Genomic DNA, 17,107 nt, shown 5'->3' with positions numbered 1-17,107 from the left:
GCAGCCCACCCGACCGAGGTTAGGGAGGGCACCTTCTACATCGCGGAGCGATGTGAAGGTGCCCTCCCTAACCTCACTGGTTGACGGTGGACATGCCGGCGGGGGCGTAGCGTTCGCCGGCCACCGCGCCGGGCGGGACGGCTTGGGTGAGGCGCTGGAGCTGGTCGGGCGTGAGGACCAGGTCGGCGGCGGCCATGTTCTCCTCCAGGTACGGCACGCGTTTGGTGCCGGGGATGGGGAGCACGTCGTCGCCCTGGGCGAGCAGCCAGGCCAGGGCGGCCTGGGCCGGGGTCGCGCCGAGCTCGTCGGCGACCTCGCGGACCGCCTGCACCAGGGCCATGTTCTGGGCGAAGTTCTCCTCGGCGAACCGCGGCACGGTGCGCCGGAAGTCGTCGGCGGCCAGGTCGGCCGGGGACGTGATCTTGCCGGTGAGCCAGCCGCGGCCGACGGGGGAGTACGCCACCAGGCCTACCCCGAGTTCACGGCAGGTCGCCAGCATCTCGTCCTCGACGAACCGGGTGAACAGGGAGTACTCCATCTGCACCGCGGTGATCGGAAACACGGCGTGGGCGGCCCGCAGCGTCGCGGGGCTGACCTCGGACAGGCCGATGAAGCGCACCTTGCCCTGCTTGACGAAGTCGGCCATGGCCGCGACGGTGTCCTCGATCGGCACGTCGGGGCTGCGCCGGTGCATGTAGTACAGGTCGATGCGGTCGGTGCGCAGGCGGCGCAGCGAGTCCTCCAGCGCCTCGCGGGCCCACTGGGGCGACGAGTCGACCCAGCGCCGGACCAGGTCGCCCTGCGCGTCCAGCTCACCGCGGTTGGCGAACTTGGTGGCCAGCACGTACTCGTCGCGCCGGTCGCCGATGGTGCGCCCGATCAGTTCCTCGTTGTGGCCGTAGCCGTACATGTCGGCGGTGTCGAAGTGGGTCACCCCGATGTCCAGGGCGCGCCGCAGCGTCGCGGCCGACCCCTCGTCGTCACGCTGCCCGTAGGCGAAGCTCATACCCATGCAGCCGAGGCCGATGGCGCTCACCTCGGGTCCGTCGTTGCCGATGCGTCGCTTGGCGGTCATGCCCCCATCTTCTCCCGGAGCGGGCGGACACGCCCGGACAGCCGCGGACCCGGCGCTACCCAGTCCGGACCCGGACACGGAAGGTCCGGGATGACGGGGTACGCCGATACGATGCGCTGACCCCCGAGTGCCAGGAGCCCCCATGTCGTATCCGCCCCCGTCCCCGGACCAGCAGCCCGGCTACCCCCAGCACCCCCCGGCTACCCCGCCCAGCCCGGCTACCCCGCCCAGCCCGGTTACCCGCACCAGCCGGGATATCCCGCCCAGTCGGGCTATCCGGTGCAGCCGGGATATCCCGCGCAGCCCGGCTATCCTGTGCCGCCGGCCCCGAAGAAGTCACGAGCGGGCCTGTGGATCGGCATCACGCTCGGCGTGCTTCTGCTCTGCTGCGGCGGCGGCGTCGGCGTCTGGTACCTGGTGAAGGACACCGCCGACCAGATCGAGCAGGAGATCGACGGCGCGATCGCCTCGGCCAGCGCGCAGGTCGCGGCCAAGGAGATCACCGTGGTCGCGCCCGCGACGCTCGCGGGACGGCCGAAGTCGACCGATCCGCAGCTCGAAACGGTGACCGACACCATGAAGAGCAGCTTCGAGGCCACGCTGCCGTCGGCGACGGGCGCGGTGGCGGCCTTCTACGGCGACCAGGCCAAGCGGGACCTGGTGATGATCTTCGCGGCGTCGGCGCGCATCACCGACCCCGGCCAGGAGGTCGACGCCGCGTTCGCCGGCATGGGCACGTCGGGCGTGGTCGCCACCGGCATCGTCCCGGTCGACGCGGGCCCGCTGGGCGGCGAGGCGAAGTGCGGCAGCGCCAAGACCGAGGCGGTGCCGCTGGTGGTCTGCGCCTGGGCCGACAAGGGCAGCCTGGGCATGGTGGTCTGGTACTTCAAGACCGTGAACGAGGTCAAGGCCGAGTTCATCGAGGTCCGCGGCCAGATCGAGCAGGTGGGCTGACCGGTTCGCGCCGACGGGGGCGGGCCGGTCCCGTCCCCGTCACGCGTTCTGCCAAAGCCCGACGGTGTTGCCCTCGGTGTCGGCGATGTACGCGGTGAAGCCCATCGTGCCCACGGCCTGTCGCTCCTGGAGCACCCGGCCGCCGCACGAGACGATCTTGGCGAGCGCGGTGTCGACGTCCTCGACCTCGATCGTGATGACCGGGCCGGTCACCGGAGCCTCGCGCCGGGTCATGCCGCCGTTGATCGCGCCCGGCTCGGCCGGGTTGCCCCGGTCGTCCGTGGCCACGGTGCGCACCCAGATGTAGTCGAACTCCGGCATGGCGTCGAGCTGCCAGCCGAAGGCGTCGGTGTAGAACGCGCGGGCCCGCTCGATGTCGTCGGCCGGAAGCTCGAAATGCACCACTTTTCCCGTCATGGCACCAGGCTAGGCACGCCACCCGAACGTGAGCGGACTTTCGGCGTACCCCGGCAGCGGCTAGTTTGGTCCGGTGCGGACGACGGTGATGGCGCTGATGGCGAGCGGAACGCTGCTGGCGGGCTGCTCCGGCGCCGGGGCGTCGGCGCACGAGCCGCCCGCGGAGCAGGCGCCCCGGGTGGTGTCGCCCAGCCCGCCCACGCCGACCGGCGCATGCCTGCTGCTGGACTCCGCCCGCATCGAGCAGCGGCTCGGCGTGCGGATGGCGATCGCCGGCGCGGCCAACCACCAGAAGACCAACTCGTGCGTGGCCCGGCCGACCGAGGCGGCGCTGCCGGAGCTGAGTCTGTCGGTGAGCCCGACCAAGGCCGACGTCGCCGTGTTCAAGGACGCGATGCTGCCCGACGGCGCGAAGGCCGTGTCGGCGCTCGGCAAGGTCGCCTACTCGCAGCTCAAACCAGCCGCCAAGGGCCGCGGCCCGTACGCGGAGGTGGGCTGGCTCGCGGGCAACGCCCGGCTGCTGGTGCTCAAGGTGACCCTGCCCGAGGGCGGCGACGCCGCGGCCCTGCTGCCCGCCGTCGTCGAACTCGCGAAGGACATCGACCGCGCGGGCGTCTGAGACGTATACGAAAACAGGCTCCACCCGCCGTCTCGAACGGCAGGTGGAGCCTGTTTCACTGTCAGCGGCTGGTGACGAAGACGCGGGAGGCGACTTCGCGGGGCAGGCGGACGGGCTCGCCGCCGTGGTCGATGGAGACGCCGTCGCGCTCCTGGGCGACGGTGACCGTCGCGCCCGGGTCGACGCCGGCGGCGTGCAGCTGGCGCAGCACCTCGGAGTCGGTCTGCACGCTCTCGCAGATCCGGCGCACCACGACCTGGCCGGTGAGCCCGGGGAAGGCCAGGTTGCGCTCGGGGGTGTCGCCGCCCTCGGTGTCGCGGGGCTTGATGTCCAGGGCGTCCAGGCCCGGGATGGGGTTGCCGTACGGCGAGCGGGTCGGCCGGTTGAGCAGGTCGTAGACCCGCTTCTCCACGGCGTCGCTCATCACGTGCTCCCAGCGGCAGGCCTCCTCGTGGGCCTCCTCGTAGGGCATGCCGATCACGTTGACCAGGAGCAGCTCGGCGAGGCGGTGCTTGCGCATGACGGCGACCGCGTGCGCCCGCCCGGCCTCGGACAGCTGCAGGTGGCGGTCGGTCTCCACGACGGTCAGCAGCCCGTCGCGCTCCATGCGGGCCACGGTCTGGCTGACCGTCGGGCCGCTCTGGTGCAGGCGCTCGGCGATGCGGGCGCGCAGCGGCGGCACGCCCTCCTCCTCGAGCTCGAGGATGGTGCGCAGGTACATCTCGGTGGTGTCAATGAGGTCGGACATGAACGGGTCCTCTCCAAGTCGCTGGCTGCGATTCTATTGCGTGTCACCGCAGCGACACCCGTCGGCGTCTATCGGTTGATCAACCTGCGGCCGCGCCGCTCTTGACGGTTCGCGCACGCCTGGCTCGTCGAGCGGCCGGAACGGGTCGTATGCCACCTCTCCGGCAGGTGCGTCCGGATCGGCGAAGTAGCCCGAATAGCCGCCCCACTCCACCTTCTGGGCGGGTTTCAGCAGTGTCGCACCGACCGCCGTCGTTGTCGCGAGTGCCTCGTCCATCTCCGACGGAACCGGCCGGGAATCACTCGGCGGGAAGTCTCGCAGCAGGGTGGGACAGTGCGCTACGACACAGCACGCCCATGGTGTTGACTGGCTCATGTGCGTACACCACTGATCACTGTGGCGGAGCTGGCCGACCGGCTCCGTTCGGAGCAGCCCACGACCGTGCTGGATGTGCGGTGGCGGCTGTCCGGCCCGCCCGGCCGCGACGACTACGACGCCGGTCACCTGCCCGGAGCCGTCTTCGTCGACCTGGACCGCGACCTGTGCGGGCCGCCCGGGCCGGGGGGCCGCCACCCGCTGCCGCACCCCGAGGCGCTGGAAGGCGCATTGCGCGCCGCGGGCGTACGCGAGGGCCGGCCCGTCGTGGTCTACGACGCCGGTGACGGCATGGCCGCGGCGCGGGCCTGGTGGACGCTGCGCTGGGCCGGGCACGCCGACGTACGGGTGCTCGACGGCGGCTTCGCCGCCTGGTCCGCCGCGGGCGGCGAGGTGACCGACAAGCCGGCCGACGTCGTCCGGGGGGACGTGACCGTGGTGCCCGGTGGCATGCCGGTGCTCGATGCGGCCGCTGCCGGGGCGCTCGCCGCCGACGGGGTGCTGCTGGACGCGCGGGTCGCGCCGCGCTTCCGGGGCGAGACCGAGCCGATCGACGCGGTCGCCGGGCACGTGCCGGGCGCCCGCAACCTGCCCTACGGCGAACTGGTCAACGCCGACGGCACGCTGCGCGCCGACCTGCCCGAGGTGTTCGCCGACCTGGGCGACGCGCCGGTCGGGGCATACTGCGGCTCCGGGGTGACCGCCGCGCACACCGTGCTCGCCCTGCACGCCGCGGGCCGCACCGACGTCGCGCTGTACGTCGGCTCCTGGAGCCACTGGATCACCGACCCGTCCCGGCCGATCGGCCGCGGATGAGGGGCGAGGTCAGGTCATGACGGCGACCGTGGTGTGGAGTGACGCGCTGCTGGGCTACAACCTGGGCGACCATCCGCTGAACCCGGTGCGCGTCGAGCTGACCATGGCGCTCGCCCGGGAGCTGGGTGTGCTCGATCGGCCCGGGGTGGAACTGGTCGCACCGGAGCCGGCCACCGAGGCCGAGCTGCTGCGCGTGCACCGCCGGGACTATCTGGACGCGGTCCGGGCCGCCCCGGACGACCCGTTCTTCCGCGGGTACGGCCTCAACACCCCGGACAACCCCGTCTTCGACCACATGCACGAGTCGTCGGCGCTGGTCTGCGGCGCGACCCTGGCCGCGGCGCGGGCCGTGTGGTCGGGTCATGCCCGGCGCGCGGTCAACGTGGCGGGCGGCCTGCACCACGCGATGCCCGCCCGCGCGGCCGGGTTCTGCGTGTATGACGACCCCGCCGTCGCCATCGCCGACCTGCTCGCCCAGGGCGCGGAGCGGATCGCGTACGTCGACGTCGACGTGCACCACGGCGACGGCGTGCAGGAGATCTTCTACGACGACCCGCGCGTGCTCACGGTGAGCCTGCACGAGGGCCCGCTGACCCTGTTCCCCGGCACCGGTTATGTCGAGGAGACCGGCGGCCCGCAGGCCGAGGGCACCGCGGTGAACGTGCCGCTGCCGCCGGGCACCGGCGACCGGGGCTGGCTGCGCGCGTTCCACGCCGTGGTGCCGTCGGTGGTGCGAGCCTTCCGGCCGCAGCTGATCGTGCTGCAGGCGGGAGCGGACACGCACCGGCTCGACCCGCTGGCGAACCTGCGGCTGACCGTCGACGGGCAGCGGGCGGCGCAACTGGCCGTGCGCGCGCTCGCCGACGAGGTGTGCGAGGGGCGGCTGGTGGCCACCGGCGGCGGCGGATACGCCCTGGTCGAGGTGGTGCCGCGGGCCTGGACTCACCTGCTGGCGATGGTCACCGGCGAGCCGCTGGACCCGGCCACCGCGCTGCCGGAGTCGTGGCGGGAGTTCGCCGCGCGCCGGGTGCCGGGGCGGGCGGTGCCGAGCACGCTCACCGACGGCGGCGACACCACGTTCACCCCGTGGCAGCCCGAGGCCGAGGGCGACCAGCTCGACCGAGCGATCATGGCGGCGCGCAAGGCGGTCTTCCCGCTGCACGGGCTCGACCCGCACGACCCCCGGGACTGAGCCGTGACCGGCGCGGATGTGCTGCTGTCCGACGGCACCACGGTCCACCTGCGGCAGATCACGCCGGAGGACGGCGACGCGGTGGTGGCGATGCACTCGCGCTTCTCCGAGCGCACCCGCTACCTGCGCTACTTCTCGCCGTACCCCCGGATTCCGGCCCGGGACCTGCACCGCTTCGTCAACGTCGACCACGTCGACCGGGAGGCGTTCGTGGTCGCCGCGGGCGAGCGGCTGGTCGCGGTGGGCCGTTACGAGCGGCTCGGCGAGCAGGCCGTCGACGCCGAGGTCGCGTTCGTGGTCGAGGACGCCTACCAGGGCCGGGGTGTCGGCTCGGTGCTGCTGGAGCATCTGGCCGCCGCGGCGGCCGAGGCGGGCATCACCCGGTTCGTCGCCGAGGTGCTCCCCGAGAACGGCGCCATGCTGCGCGTGTTCACCGACGCCGGGTATGAGGTGACCCGGCGTTACGCCGACGGCGTGGTGACGCTGACCTTCCCGGTCGCGCCCACCGAACGCTCCCGCGCCGTGCAGGCCGACCGCGAGCAGCGCACCGAGGCCCGCTCGGTGGCCCGCCTGCTGCGCCCGCGCGCCGTGGCCGTCTACGGGGCGAGCGCGTCGGGGCACGGCGTCGGCGCGGCGGTGCTGGCCCACCTGCGCGGGAGCGGGTTCGCCGGTCCGGTGCACCACGTGCACCCGGACGGCCCGCTGCGCTCGCTCGCGGAGCTGAGCCCGCAGACTCCGTCCGCGCCGCCCGCCGACGGCTCACGGGCGGCGGCCGCGACGGGTGGGCCCGATCCGCGGCAGCCTACGGCGATCAGCGGCTCGCCCCGCCCTGGGGAGCCGGGATCCGGCCTGGGACGTGGGGGACAGACGCCAAGCGGTCCCGGCATCGATCTGGCTGTCGTGGCGACGCCGCCCGCCGCGCTGCCCGACGTGCTGGCCGACGCCGCCGCGGCCGGGGTGCACGGGCTGCTCGTGCTCACCGAGCTGGACCCGGCGCAGCGCCGTGACCTGGTGCGGGCCGCGCGGGTCGCGGGCATGCGGGTGATCGGGCCGGGCAGTCTCGGCATCGCCGACCACGCGGTGAGCCTCAACGCCACGCTGGTGCCCCGGCTGCCGGGTCCTGGCCGGGTGAGCCTGTTCTGCCACTCCGGCACGCTGGGCCTGCTGCTGCTGGCCGAGGCCGAGCGGCGCGGGCTGGGCGTGAGCGGTTTCGTCAGCGCGGGCCGCCGCGCCGACGTGTCCGGCAACGACCTGCTGCAGTTCTGGGCCGAGGACCCGCACACCGACGTCGTCGCGATGTACCTGGAGTCGTTCGGCAACCCGCGCAAGTTCGCCCGGATCGCCCGCACCACCGGGCGGCACAAGCCGATCGTGATGCTCGCCGGGCACACCGGTCACGGCGGGTCCACCCTGGACGAGGCCGCGATGCAGGCGCTGCGGGCGCACTCCGGCGTGATCGAGGTCGGCACCGTCGGCGAGTTGTTCGACGTGGCGACCCTGCTGGCGGCCCAGCCGCTGCCGGCCGGCGACCGGATCGGCGTGGTCAGCAACGCGTTCGCGCTGTCGGCGCTGGCCTCGGCCGAGATCCGGGCCGCCGGGCTGCGCGTCGGCCGGGCCGGCGCGGTCGGCCCGGCCGCCAAGCCGGACGAGTTCGCCGCCGCGGTGCACGCCGCCCTGCACAGCGACGACACCGACGCCGTGGTCGTGGTGGTCGCGCCGCCGCTGCCGACCGGCCCGCTCGCCGCCGACCAGAGCGCGGAGACGGCGCTGCTGGGCCCGTACGCCGACGCGCTGGCCGACGCCGTGCGCGACGCGGACAAGCCGGTGCTGGCGAGTTTCCTCGCCGGGCGCGGGCCGGCGCAGGTGCCGTCCTACCGCTCGATCGAGGAGGCGGTGCGGGCGCTCGCGCAGGTGACCCGCCGCGCCGCGTGGCTGCGCGCGCCCGCGGGCACGCTGCCGCCCGCGCCGCCCGGGGCCGACCCGGCCGCGCCCGACCTGGACACCCTGCTGGACTCGTACGGCATCCCCGTCGTGCCGAGCACCCGCGTGGCAGGCGCCGAGCAGGTCGCCGCCGCCGCGTCCGGTTACCGGGCCCCGGTGGCGCTGAAGGTGGCCGACCGGCCCAACCGCATCGACCTCGGCGCGGTACGACTCAACCTGGGCGGCCCGGACGAGGCCCGCCGCGCCTACACCGACCTGGAGCAGCTGTTCGGCGCGGAAGTCGAGGTGCTGGTGCAGCCGATGGTCGCGCCCGGGATCGCCTGCGTGGTCGAGGTCGTCGACGACCCGGCGTTCGGCCCGGTCGTCGGCTTCGGCCTGGCCGGCCCGGTCACCGAACTCGTCGGCGACCGCGCCTGGCGCGCCGCCCCGCTCACCGACACCGACGCCGCCGCCCTGGTCCGCGCACCGAAGGCCGCCCCGCTGCTCGCCGCCGCCGACGCCGACGCCCTGGCCGCGCTGCTGGTCCGCATCGGACAGCTCGCCGCCGACACGGCCCGCCTGCGCCACCTCGTCTTCAACCCGATCCTGGTCCACCCCACCGGCGTCTCCGTCCTGCACGCCCTGGGCGAACTCGCCACCTCCACCCCCCGCCCCGACACCGGCCCCCGCCAACTGCGATAAGGAAGGGCACCTTCACATCGGCATACGTAGTGGAAGGTGCCCTTCCCAACCTCTGCCGCCCGCTGAGCAGGGCTGCTGCGGGCCCGCGGCGATGTCGCCGGATCCGTCCGGGCCGGCGCTCCCCGTGCGGCGCCGGTCCGGACGGGTCAGGCCGTCGGTCCGACCGCAGCCGGAGTGGACGGCGCGGGATCGGGTGCCTGGCAGGTCGGCGGGTCGAGGCGGTCGCACCGCGGGGGCAGCAGGTCGGTGAACTCGGCCGTCGCCAGCAGGTTGCCCGCGGCGTCGTACGCCCGCACGGTCGCCGTCACCCTGCCCGCCTCGGTCCACGACCCGGCCCCCTTGGTCAGCGGGACCTCGTCGACCTGCCCGTCCCGCACCAGCTCCGCCCGGACCGCCGACGGCGGCGCGATGATCTGCAGCCGCTGGTTGTCCTCGGCCGCGTAACTGGGCAGGCGCATCACGATCAGCGCCTGTTCCGGCCCGGGGGCGAAGCCGGAACCGGTCGGGTGGTCCCGCCAGTTGCCGTCCGCGTCGGCGATCCCGGTGAAGTACGGCCCACCCCCGTCAGCCGTCACCACCTGGACGGTGACCGCGCGCCCCGTCCCGCCCGCCGCGCCGGGCGCGGGCACCTGCGAACCCCACAGCACCCGCAGCGTCGCGCCGGTGCCCGTGAGCTGGGTCTGCCTGAGCAGCGAACTACCGACCTGTTCCGCCACGTCGGGGAAGGGCGTGCCCCGCCCGCCGTACGGCTTCGGGTCGAGTCCCACCACCGCGTCCGTATCGGCAGGGTAGGTCTGGACCTCGCGCAGCACCGTGTCCCCGAGCCGCACCCGCAGCCGCTGGCTCCGGGTGACCTCCACAACGGAGTAGTACCCGTCCGGGGCGTCGACCGGGTGCCAGGTCCGGGTCACGCCGGTGGACGACCACTGCGCCTGTCCCTCCTCGTACACCGCTCCGACCGGTCCGAGCAGCAGGAAGCTCTCCTCCGGGTGCACCCCGTCGCCCGTGCCGAAGTTGGTCTCCTCGGCGGCCTCCAGCGATCCGGAGCCGGTCTGGTACAGCTCCTCCGGCCCCTCACCAAGGTCACCGAGGAACGCCGCCTTGAGCGGCCACCCGTCCATGCCCGCGGTGAGCACGTAGCGCCGCGAGCCGATGTCCCCGGCGAACAGCACCTTGATGCGATCGGGGTCGGTGGGCATGTACGGCCCGTCGCCCGGGTTGCCCCGCACCGAGCCGACCTCGGCCGCGGTGCGCCGCCGCATCACGTCCAGGAACGCCGCGTCACCGGCGAGGCTGCCGCGGGTGGGCGAGCGGAGCAGGGGCAGCAGCGCGGCCGGCACCGACGCGGCGGGCTGGTGCGGTCCGTCCCCCGGCGGGGTCAGCAGCCAGATGGTCGGCGTGGTCACCAGCAGCACGAAGACGACGGCCAGGACGGTCACCCGCTGCTGCCGGCGTCGCCGACGCAGCCGAACCACCCGGGCGTACGGCTCGGGCCGCGGCCTGACGTCGTCGGCGTGCCGGTCCAGGGTGGCGCGAAGTTCGTCGATCATGTCAGTTCTCCCCGTTCGCGGTGGCCATCGACGGGGCGGGCACCAGCTCACGCAACCGGTCCAGGCCGCGCGAGGCGTGGCTCTTCACCGTGCCCACGCTCACCCCCAGGATCTGCGCGGTCTCCTGCTCCGACCGGTCCTCCCAGTACCGCAGCACCAGCACCGCCCGCATGCGCACCGGCAGCCGGCGCAGCGCGGTCCACAGCTCGTCGCGGTCCTCGATCGCCGGATCGTGCCCCGGCCGGTCCGGCAGCACCGCGGTCACGATCTCGCGGATCGGCCGCCGCCAGACGTTGGCCAGCTGATTCACCATGACCCGGCGCAGGTACGCCTCGGGGTGGTCCATCCGCCGCCACTTCGGCAGCGCCGCGGCGAGCGCGCTCTGCAGCAGGTCCTCCGCCCGATCGCGGGAACCGCACAGCAGGTACGCCGTGCGTAACAGCGCGCTGTAGCGCTGCTCCACGAACGCCTCGAAGTCGTCGTCGGGCATCGGGCCGGTCTCCCCTCGTGTGTCCACCCGCACGAACACCCGACAGCCCGAAAAGGTTGAGCCGTCGCGGGACCCGAACGCGGCACAGCCCCGGCCGACCGGCCGGGGCTGTGTGCTGACGTGCTCAGAAGCGTCAGGCGGCGTACACCGAGAGGCGCTCGGCGCGCTCGCCGCTGCGCAGCTTCAGCAGCGTGGTCTTCTCGATCTGGCGGATGCGCTCGCGGGACAGGCCGAACTCCTTGCCGACCTCGTCCAGGGTGCGCTGGCGGCCGTCGTCCAGGCCGAAGCGGAGCCGGATCACGGCCTGCTCGCGCGTCGACAGGGTGGACAGCACGATCTCGACCTCGTCGCGCAGCTGGCCCTGGGCGAGCGCGTCGGCGGCGTCACCGCGCGGGTCGACCGCGGCGACGAAGTCGCCCAGCGCGCTCTCGCCGTCCTCGCCGACGGCCTGGTCCAGGCTGACCGGCTCGCGGTCGTACGAGATCAGCTCGATGACCTGGTATTCCGGGATCTCCAGGGCGACTGCGATCTGCGCGATGGACGGCTCGCGGCCGAGCGCGGCGGCGAGGTCGCGGCGCACCCGGACCATGCGGTTGACCTGCTCCACCATGTGCACCGGGATGCGGATGGTGCGGGCCTGGTCGGCCATGGCGCGGGTGATGGCCTGGCGGATCCACCAGGTGGCGTACGTGGAGAACTTGTAGCCCTTGGTGTAGTCGAACTTCTCGACGGCGCGGATGAGGCCGAGGTTGCCCTCCTGGATCAGGTCCAGGAACGCCATGCCGCGTCCGGTGTAGCGCTTGGCGATGCTGACCACCAGGCGCAGGTTCGCCTCCAGCAGGTGGTTCTTGGCGGCCTGGCCCTCGCGGATCACCGTCTCCAGGTCGCGGTCGTGCTCGATGCCGTCGCGCTCCATCACGTACTCGGCCATCAGGCCGGCCTCGATCCGGCGCGCCAGCACGACCTCCTGCTCGGCGGTCAGCAGCTTGGTGCGGCCGATGAGGTTGAGGTACGCGCGGACGAGGTCGGTCGAGACGCCCCGCTCATCGGTCTCGTCCAGATCGGCAGTCGTGCTGTCCAGTACGGCCACTGCTTCCATGCTCTCGTCGCTCATCGCTGTCCTCCCCGTGTCGCCTTGTGTACTGGACAGCTTGGTGTATGGCGCGTGAGACGGCGGTGAGACGATTTCGTGAATCTGCCACGATGGGGCGGACAGGGGAGGGACGTGTGGTCGTGAAGCGCCTGATGCGCATGTTCGGGGTCGGCGGGCCGTCCGTGCGGACGGAGTTGACGGTGTCGCGGGCCAAGCCCGGCGGCAAGCTCACCGGCACCGTCGAGGTCACCGGCGGTGATCACCAGGTATCGATCGGGTACATCGCGTTGGTGCTGGTCACCGACGTCGGGGTGCAGGGTGGGCTGCTCGGTGACCAGTCCACGGGAGAGATCAGCCGGCAGAAGGTGGTGGAGGGCTTCACGCTGGCCGCGCGGGAGCGTCGGATATTCGACATCACCTGCGACGTGCCGCTGGAGACGCCGCTGACCCGCGCCTTCGGGCAGCCGATCGCCGGGATGAACGTCGGTCTGCGTACCGAGTTGGAGGTCGCCCGTGCGGTCGACCGCACCGACCTGGACCCGGTCGAGATCGAGCCGATGCCGGCGCAGCAGCACATCCTCGACGCGCTGACCAAGCTCGGCTTCCAGTTCGTGAAGGCGCACATGGAGAAGGGCCGCCTGCGCGGGCTGCCGCAGACGCTGCCCTTCTACCAGGAGATCGAGTTCCTGCCCGGCTCTGCGTACGCCGCCCAGGTGCGCAACCTCGAGGTCACCTTCGTCGCGACCGACCGCAAGCTGCACGTCGTGATGGAACTGGACAGAAAGGTCGGCCCGCTCGCCGACCGCGACATCTTCGGCCGATTCACGGTCGACCCCGCCACCATCGCCGACACCGACTGGCGCGGCCTCCTCCAGGACTGGCTAACCCAATCCACCGCCCGCAAGGGCCCCCTGTTCTAGCCCCTCTCACCGCGTTGATCATGAACTTGTGGCACGGCTCGACGGTGTGTCGCTGCCATAAGTTCATGATCACGGGGGTGGTCAGCCTCCCTGCCGGTCCCAGTCGGCTCGGCTCGGGGAGGGGGGCAGGGCGGCGGCCGCTTGGGTTGGCCGCGCCTGTGTCCCTGCCGTCAGAGGTCGAGGATGAGGGTGTTCGGGCCGACGTTCACCGACTCCACCAGCATCTGGGTGCGGAAACGTCCCGTCTCGACGGTGGCGCCGCGGGCGCGGAGCGCTTCGACGAACGCGGTGAACACCGGCTCGGCCACCTCGGCCGGGGCGGCGGCCTGCCAGGTGGGGCGGCGGCCCTTGCGGGCGTCGCCGTAGAGCGTGAACTGGCTGACCACGAGCAGCGGCGCGCCGACGTCCGAGGCGCTGCGCTCGCCGTCGAGCAGGCGCACCTCGTACACCTTGCGGGCCATCGTCTCGACGGTGGCCTGGGTGTCGCTGTGCGTGACCCCGAGCAGGACCAGCAGCCCGTCCTTGATCTCCCCGACCACCTCGCCGTCCACGGTCACGCTGGCCCGGCTCACCGTCTGCACTACCGCGCGCACCGGCACCCCTCTCCCGTTGTGTCGATCATGAGGTTATGCCGACGACACACCGTCGAACCTTGCCACAAGTTCATGATCAACCCCTCAGGAGGGGAGGAGGAGGCCTCGTTCGACCAGGTGGTCGAGGACGGGGAGGAGGGCGTCGGCAAGGGCCTCGGTGGGGGCTTCGTGGGCGGTGGCCAGGAGGGCTATCTGGTCGTGGAGGGGGAGGTCGCCGTTGGAGCCGCTGACCAGGGCGAGGATGAGGGGGTCGATCTCCTCGACCCAGCGCAGGCCCTCGGGCATGGCCAGCAGCTGGCGGTCGACGATCCAGCCGTCGTCGCCCATGGTGGCCTCCTGGCGCAGCTGGAGGCCGTCGACGCGGCGGTAGCGGGCAGCGAGGAGCTGGTCGCGGTCGCGGGCGTCGAGCCAGTCGCGGCGGGTGAACCACTCGCTGACCCGGTCGCCGAGCGGGGGCTGCACCTGCTGGCGCAGGTCCTCGCAGACGACCGACGGGTCGGCCTTGCCGCTGTGGCGGGCCGTGACCAGGCCGAAGCCGATCGCCTCGACGCCGTGCGCGGCGAACCAGTCCAGCCACTGCGCGGCCCGCAACGCGTCGTGCTTCTCGCTCGCGTCGGCCAGCCAGAGGCGTACGTAGTCGAGCGGGTCGCTGACCTCGCGCTGGATCGCCCACAGGTCCATGCCGGTGCCCGCGAACCAGCTCGCGACGCGGTCCTCCCAGTCCTCGCCCTTCACGTGCACCCAGTTGGCCAGGAACTGCATCGTGCCGCCCTCGTTGAGCAGCGTCGGCGCGGCCCCGGCGAGCTCGGCGCAGACGCCGTCGCCGGCCCGGCCGGAGTCGCGGTACACGTGGGTGGCCAGGCCGGGCCCGACCACGAACGGCGGGTTGCTGACCACCAGGTCGAACCGGCGGTCGGCGACCGGGGCGAGCATGTCGCCCTGCAGCAGCTCCCAGCTCATGCCGTTGAGCGCCGCCGTCGTCGCGGCGAAGCGCAGTGCGCGCGGCGACAGGTCGGTGGCCGTCACGGCGCGCGCGTGTGTGCTCAGGTGCAGCGCCTGCACACCGCAGCCGGTGCCGAGGTCGAGGGCGGTGCCGACGGGCGTGCGCACCGTCGCGCCGGCCAGCGTCGTGGACGCGCCGCCCACCCCGAGCACGTGGTCGGCGGGTAGCTGGCGGCCCGGCTGGGCGGGCAGGTCGGACAGGACCCACCAGTCGCCGTACGGCTCCAGGTCGACGCCCGCCGCGAGCCCGCCGTCGGCGAGCACGACCAGCCCGGCCGCGCGGGCCGCGGCGACCGGCAGCGGGGCCAGCGCGGCGGCGACGGCGGCCTCCGGCTCGGTCTGCCCGCAGATGAACAGCCGGATCAGGGTGTCCAGCGGATCACCCGAACCGGTGATCCGCAGCGCGGCCCGGAAGTCGCTGCGGCCCGCGTCGGCCGACGCCTGCGGCCCCAGCCGGTCGGCGATGCCCGAGGCGGTGAACCCAGCGCCGGTCAGCGCGGTTCGCAGATGATCGATGTCAGCGGTCTCCAGCAGCGTCTGCACCCTGACATCGTGCACCAACGCGCGGCGCACGGCGCAGGGACGTGTGCACTAACCTGCTGCGCATGGCACAGGTATGGGCGCACTGGCACACCGTATTGATCACGACGGCGGCGCTGGTGCCCCTGACCCTGCTCGTCGTCGCCGGTCTGGTCCGGCTCCGTTCGCGGGCGGGCGCGCCGCGGGCCCACGCTTGGCGCTTGTCGCTGGCCGAGGGCGTGATGGTGCTCGGGACGCTGCCCTGGGTGTGGATGACGATGACGCCGCAGCAGGTGCCGCCGGACACGACCATGCTGTACCTCGTACCGCTGAGCGATCTGGGCCAGCAGTTCACCATGCCGCTGCCGTGGGTGGTCGCGCAGATCGGCGGCAACCTGCTGGTGTTCTTCGCGCTCGGGGCGGGCGCGCCGGTGCGCTTCGCGGCGCTCGCGTCACCCGCGCGGCTGCTGCTGCTCGGGGCGGCCTGCTCGCTGGCGATCGAGGTGACCCAGCTGCTGTTCGTCACCAACCGGGTGTGCAGCGTCGACGACGTGCTGGTCAACGCCGTCGGCTGCCTGCTCGGCGGCCTGGTCACCCGCCCCTGGTGGTCCCGCGCGCGGGTGGCTGTCCCGGCCTGACCAAGGTCACCCGACTTGCCGGGCAGGTGTGCGTATCTTGCGCCGACTTTCCGCCAGATGCCCGGCAAATCCGGCGCTACAGATCCAGGTGTACGCGGAGCGCGGCGTCCAGCCTGCTCAGCGTTTCGGGGCGTAAGCTGCCGAGCCGTTGGCGGAGGCGGACGAAGTCGACGGACCTGACCTGTTCCGCCTGGGCCTTCGAGTCGCGGCTCAGCCCGGCCTCACCCCCCGGGATCAGCACCTGGAACGGGTAGACCCGTTCGGTGTTCGAGGTCACCGGCACGAGCGTGACGACACCGCGGCCGTTTCGCTCCGCGGTGCGGTTGGCCACGGTGTTGCCCACGAGAACCGCAGGCCGGACCTTGTTGGACTCAGATCCCTGGGCCGGGTCGAGGTTGACCAGGTACACGTCACCGCGCTGCATCTGCCAGCCCGTCGCCTTCGGTGGCGCTCCACAGCCGGCCGTCCTCGCCGGCGGCCCACTCGTCGTAGGCCGCCGCGTAGGCGTCTTCGAGTTCACTTGCCCGCAGCAGGTCGATGGCGCGGTGCAGGACCGCAGACCGGGAAGCGCTGCCCCGGCGGTCGGCGTAGTCATCGATGAACTCGATGTCTTCCTCCGGCAGGCTGACGCTCAGTTTCATGGATTCGATGCTACCCGGAGGGGTCGATCGATGCTACTGGTGTTGCTACCGGGGGTACGGCGGCGGCGAATACGCCGAGCCGTGTGGGTTGCCCGTGCCGGATTCTGAGATCCTGTGACCATGGCGAAGTTGTGGTTGGCACAGGATGCCGCGGCGGATGAACTCCTCCTGAGTGACCCGTTTGCGCGAGTACTCGGCATGCTGCTGGACCAGCAGATCCCGCTGGAGAAGGCGTTCGTGGGGCCGTACCGGCTGGCCGAACGGATGGGCGTGCAGCGGCTCGACCCGGCGCAGATCGCGGACTACGACCCGGCCGCGTTCGCGGAGCTGTACGCGACCCCGCTCGCCATCCACCGGTTCCCCGGCTCGATGGCCGAGCGCTCGCAGAAGCTCGCCCGCGCCGTCGCCGACGAGTACGACGGGGACGCCGCGAAGATCTGGACCGGGGCCAAGGACGGCAAGGACCTGTTCAAGCGGCTGTCCGCGCTGCCCGGGTTCGGCAAGATGAAGGCGCAGATCTTCATCGCGCTGCTGGGCAAGCAGTTCGGCGTGCAGCCCGAGGGGTGGCGCGAGGCGGCAGGGGTGTACGGCGAGGAGGGCTCGCTGCGCTCGGTCGCCGACATCCGCGACGCGGCCTCGCTGGCCAAGGTCCGCGAGTTCAAGAAGCAGATGAAGGCCGAGGCCAAGGCCGCCAAGTCCTGACCGCCTCGCCCTGCCCCCCAAGCCTGGCGCGTCCGGCCGATCGTGGGATCGGTTGGTCGTGCCCCTGCATGATCGCTGTTTCGGGTCAAAACCTCTGGTCAGACCTCACTTTCCGACCAGAAACAGTGATCTTCCCACCCC

19 protein-coding genes are annotated in these 17,107 nt (G+C 72.7%); 8 read left to right on the top strand and 11 right to left on the bottom strand.

What is annotated here, in order from left to right; all coding sequences use genetic code 11:
* Positions 1 to 73: 73 nt before the first annotated feature.
* On the bottom strand, positions 74 to 1,075 hold the full coding sequence (locus AB0B35_RS13760) for an aldo/keto reductase (protein WP_361044724.1): 1,002 nt from the start codon (positions 1,073 to 1,075) through the stop codon (positions 74 to 76).
* Positions 1,076 to 1,447: 372 nt separating this feature from the next.
* On the opposite strand from AB0B35_RS13760, the gene AB0B35_RS13755 reads away from it, so the two are divergent.
* Positions 1,448 to 2,029: a hypothetical protein gene (locus AB0B35_RS13755; RefSeq protein WP_361044721.1), complete on the top strand. Its 582-nt coding sequence runs from the start codon at positions 1,448 to 1,450 to the stop codon at positions 2,027 to 2,029.
* A gap of 39 nt (positions 2,030 to 2,068) precedes the next feature.
* Here the strand turns inward: AB0B35_RS13755 and AB0B35_RS13750 are convergent, their stop codons facing one another.
* Complete coding sequence (locus AB0B35_RS13750; RefSeq protein WP_361044719.1) at positions 2,069 to 2,446, bottom strand: VOC family protein; 378 nt, start codon at positions 2,444 to 2,446, stop codon at positions 2,069 to 2,071.
* Positions 2,447 to 2,519: 73 nt separating this feature from the next.
* Here AB0B35_RS13750 and AB0B35_RS13745 point away from each other — a divergent pair, with 73 nt between their 5' ends.
* Positions 2,520 to 3,065 carry a hypothetical protein gene (locus tag AB0B35_RS13745; protein WP_361044716.1) on the top strand — a complete coding sequence of 182 codons (546 nt, stop codon included), beginning with the start codon at positions 2,520 to 2,522 and terminating at the stop codon, positions 3,063 to 3,065.
* Between the two features lie 61 nt (positions 3,066 to 3,126).
* Here the strand turns inward: AB0B35_RS13745 and AB0B35_RS13740 are convergent, their stop codons facing one another.
* Entirely contained in the window at positions 3,127 to 3,813 is a 687-nt protein-coding gene (locus AB0B35_RS13740; protein WP_203698909.1) for a metal-dependent transcriptional regulator, read from the bottom strand.
* A 33-nt stretch (positions 3,814 to 3,846) separates the two neighbouring features.
* Positions 3,847 to 4,089 (bottom strand): hypothetical protein, encoded by a 243-nt coding sequence (locus AB0B35_RS13735; protein ID WP_361044714.1) that lies wholly within the window; start codon positions 4,087 to 4,089, stop codon positions 3,847 to 3,849.
* Positions 4,090 to 4,179: 90 nt separating this feature from the next.
* Here AB0B35_RS13735 and AB0B35_RS13730 point away from each other — a divergent pair, with 90 nt between their 5' ends.
* From AB0B35_RS13730 to AB0B35_RS13720, 3 genes are read left to right on the top strand one after another with little or no spacing between them, the layout of a single operon-like run.
* Positions 4,180 to 5,004: a sulfurtransferase gene (locus AB0B35_RS13730; protein ID WP_361044953.1), complete on the top strand. Its 825-nt coding sequence runs from the start codon at positions 4,180 to 4,182 to the stop codon at positions 5,002 to 5,004.
* A 16-nt stretch (positions 5,005 to 5,020) separates the two neighbouring features.
* Positions 5,021 to 6,196 (top strand): acetoin utilization protein AcuC, encoded by a 1,176-nt coding sequence (locus tag AB0B35_RS13725; RefSeq protein ID WP_361044712.1) that lies wholly within the window; start codon positions 5,021 to 5,023, stop codon positions 6,194 to 6,196.
* 3 nt (positions 6,197 to 6,199) lie between these two features.
* Positions 6,200 to 8,818 (top strand): GNAT family N-acetyltransferase, encoded by a 2,619-nt coding sequence (locus AB0B35_RS13720; protein WP_361044709.1) that lies wholly within the window; start codon positions 6,200 to 6,202, stop codon positions 8,816 to 8,818.
* 146 nt (positions 8,819 to 8,964) lie between these two features.
* Here AB0B35_RS13720 and AB0B35_RS13715 read toward each other — a convergent pair whose 3' ends face one another.
* The 3 genes from AB0B35_RS13715 to sigB all read right to left on the bottom strand — a co-directional run bounded on the left by AB0B35_RS13715 (position 8,965) and on the right by sigB (position 11,972).
* Positions 8,965 to 10,368, bottom strand: coding sequence for a hypothetical protein (locus AB0B35_RS13715; RefSeq protein WP_361044706.1), 1,404 nt, complete (start codon positions 10,366 to 10,368; stop codon positions 8,965 to 8,967).
* Between the two features lies 1 nt (position 10,369).
* The gene (locus tag AB0B35_RS13710) at positions 10,370 to 10,858 is read right to left on the bottom strand and encodes a SigE family RNA polymerase sigma factor (RefSeq protein WP_360529973.1); all 489 of its coding nucleotides are present in this window, start codon (positions 10,856 to 10,858) and stop codon (positions 10,370 to 10,372) included.
* 133 nt (positions 10,859 to 10,991) lie between these two features.
* Positions 10,992 to 11,972 (bottom strand): RNA polymerase sigma factor SigB, encoded by a 981-nt coding sequence (sigB, locus tag AB0B35_RS13705; protein WP_360529970.1) that lies wholly within the window; start codon positions 11,970 to 11,972, stop codon positions 10,992 to 10,994.
* A gap of 113 nt (positions 11,973 to 12,085) precedes the next feature.
* Here sigB and AB0B35_RS13700 point away from each other — a divergent pair, with 113 nt between their 5' ends.
* Positions 12,086 to 12,871 carry a sporulation protein gene (locus AB0B35_RS13700; protein WP_361044704.1) on the top strand — a complete coding sequence of 262 codons (786 nt, stop codon included), beginning with the start codon at positions 12,086 to 12,088 and terminating at the stop codon, positions 12,869 to 12,871.
* 170 nt (positions 12,872 to 13,041) lie between these two features.
* On the opposite strand, the gene dtd is transcribed toward AB0B35_RS13700, so the two are convergent.
* Positions 13,042 to 13,464, bottom strand: a complete 423-nt coding sequence (gene dtd, locus AB0B35_RS13695; protein ID WP_361044702.1) for a D-aminoacyl-tRNA deacylase — start codon at positions 13,462 to 13,464, stop codon at positions 13,042 to 13,044.
* Between the two features lie 84 nt (positions 13,465 to 13,548).
* A complete protein-coding gene (locus AB0B35_RS13690) occupies positions 13,549 to 15,000 on the bottom strand; it encodes a methyltransferase (protein WP_361044950.1) in 1,452 nt (483 codons plus the stop codon).
* A 71-nt stretch (positions 15,001 to 15,071) separates the two neighbouring features.
* Here AB0B35_RS13690 and AB0B35_RS13685 point away from each other — a divergent pair, with 71 nt between their 5' ends.
* Complete coding sequence (locus AB0B35_RS13685; protein WP_361044700.1) at positions 15,072 to 15,623, top strand: VanZ family protein; 552 nt, start codon at positions 15,072 to 15,074, stop codon at positions 15,621 to 15,623.
* Between the two features lie 76 nt (positions 15,624 to 15,699).
* On the opposite strand, the gene AB0B35_RS13680 is transcribed toward AB0B35_RS13685, so the two are convergent.
* Complete coding sequence (locus AB0B35_RS13680; protein WP_361044698.1) at positions 15,700 to 16,047, bottom strand: type II toxin-antitoxin system PemK/MazF family toxin; 348 nt, start codon at positions 16,045 to 16,047, stop codon at positions 15,700 to 15,702.
* Positions 16,034 to 16,264: a ribbon-helix-helix domain-containing protein gene (locus AB0B35_RS13675; protein ID WP_361044695.1), complete on the bottom strand. Its 231-nt coding sequence runs from the start codon at positions 16,262 to 16,264 to the stop codon at positions 16,034 to 16,036. The genes AB0B35_RS13680 and AB0B35_RS13675 overlap by 14 nt, the downstream gene beginning before the upstream one ends.
* A 120-nt stretch (positions 16,265 to 16,384) precedes the next feature.
* Here AB0B35_RS13675 and AB0B35_RS13670 point away from each other — a divergent pair, with 120 nt between their 5' ends.
* Positions 16,385 to 16,966 (top strand): HhH-GPD-type base excision DNA repair protein, encoded by a 582-nt coding sequence (locus AB0B35_RS13670; RefSeq protein WP_361044693.1) that lies wholly within the window; start codon positions 16,385 to 16,387, stop codon positions 16,964 to 16,966.
* Positions 16,967 to 17,107 lie beyond the last annotated feature (141 nt).

This window comes from Catellatospora sp. NPDC049133, from assembly GCF_040648455.1.
Taxonomy (GTDB): domain Bacteria; phylum Actinomycetota; class Actinomycetes; order Mycobacteriales; family Micromonosporaceae; genus Catellatospora; species Catellatospora aurea.
Note: the sequence above shows the minus strand (reverse complement) of the source record. Positions and strands in the feature narration are given on the sequence as shown.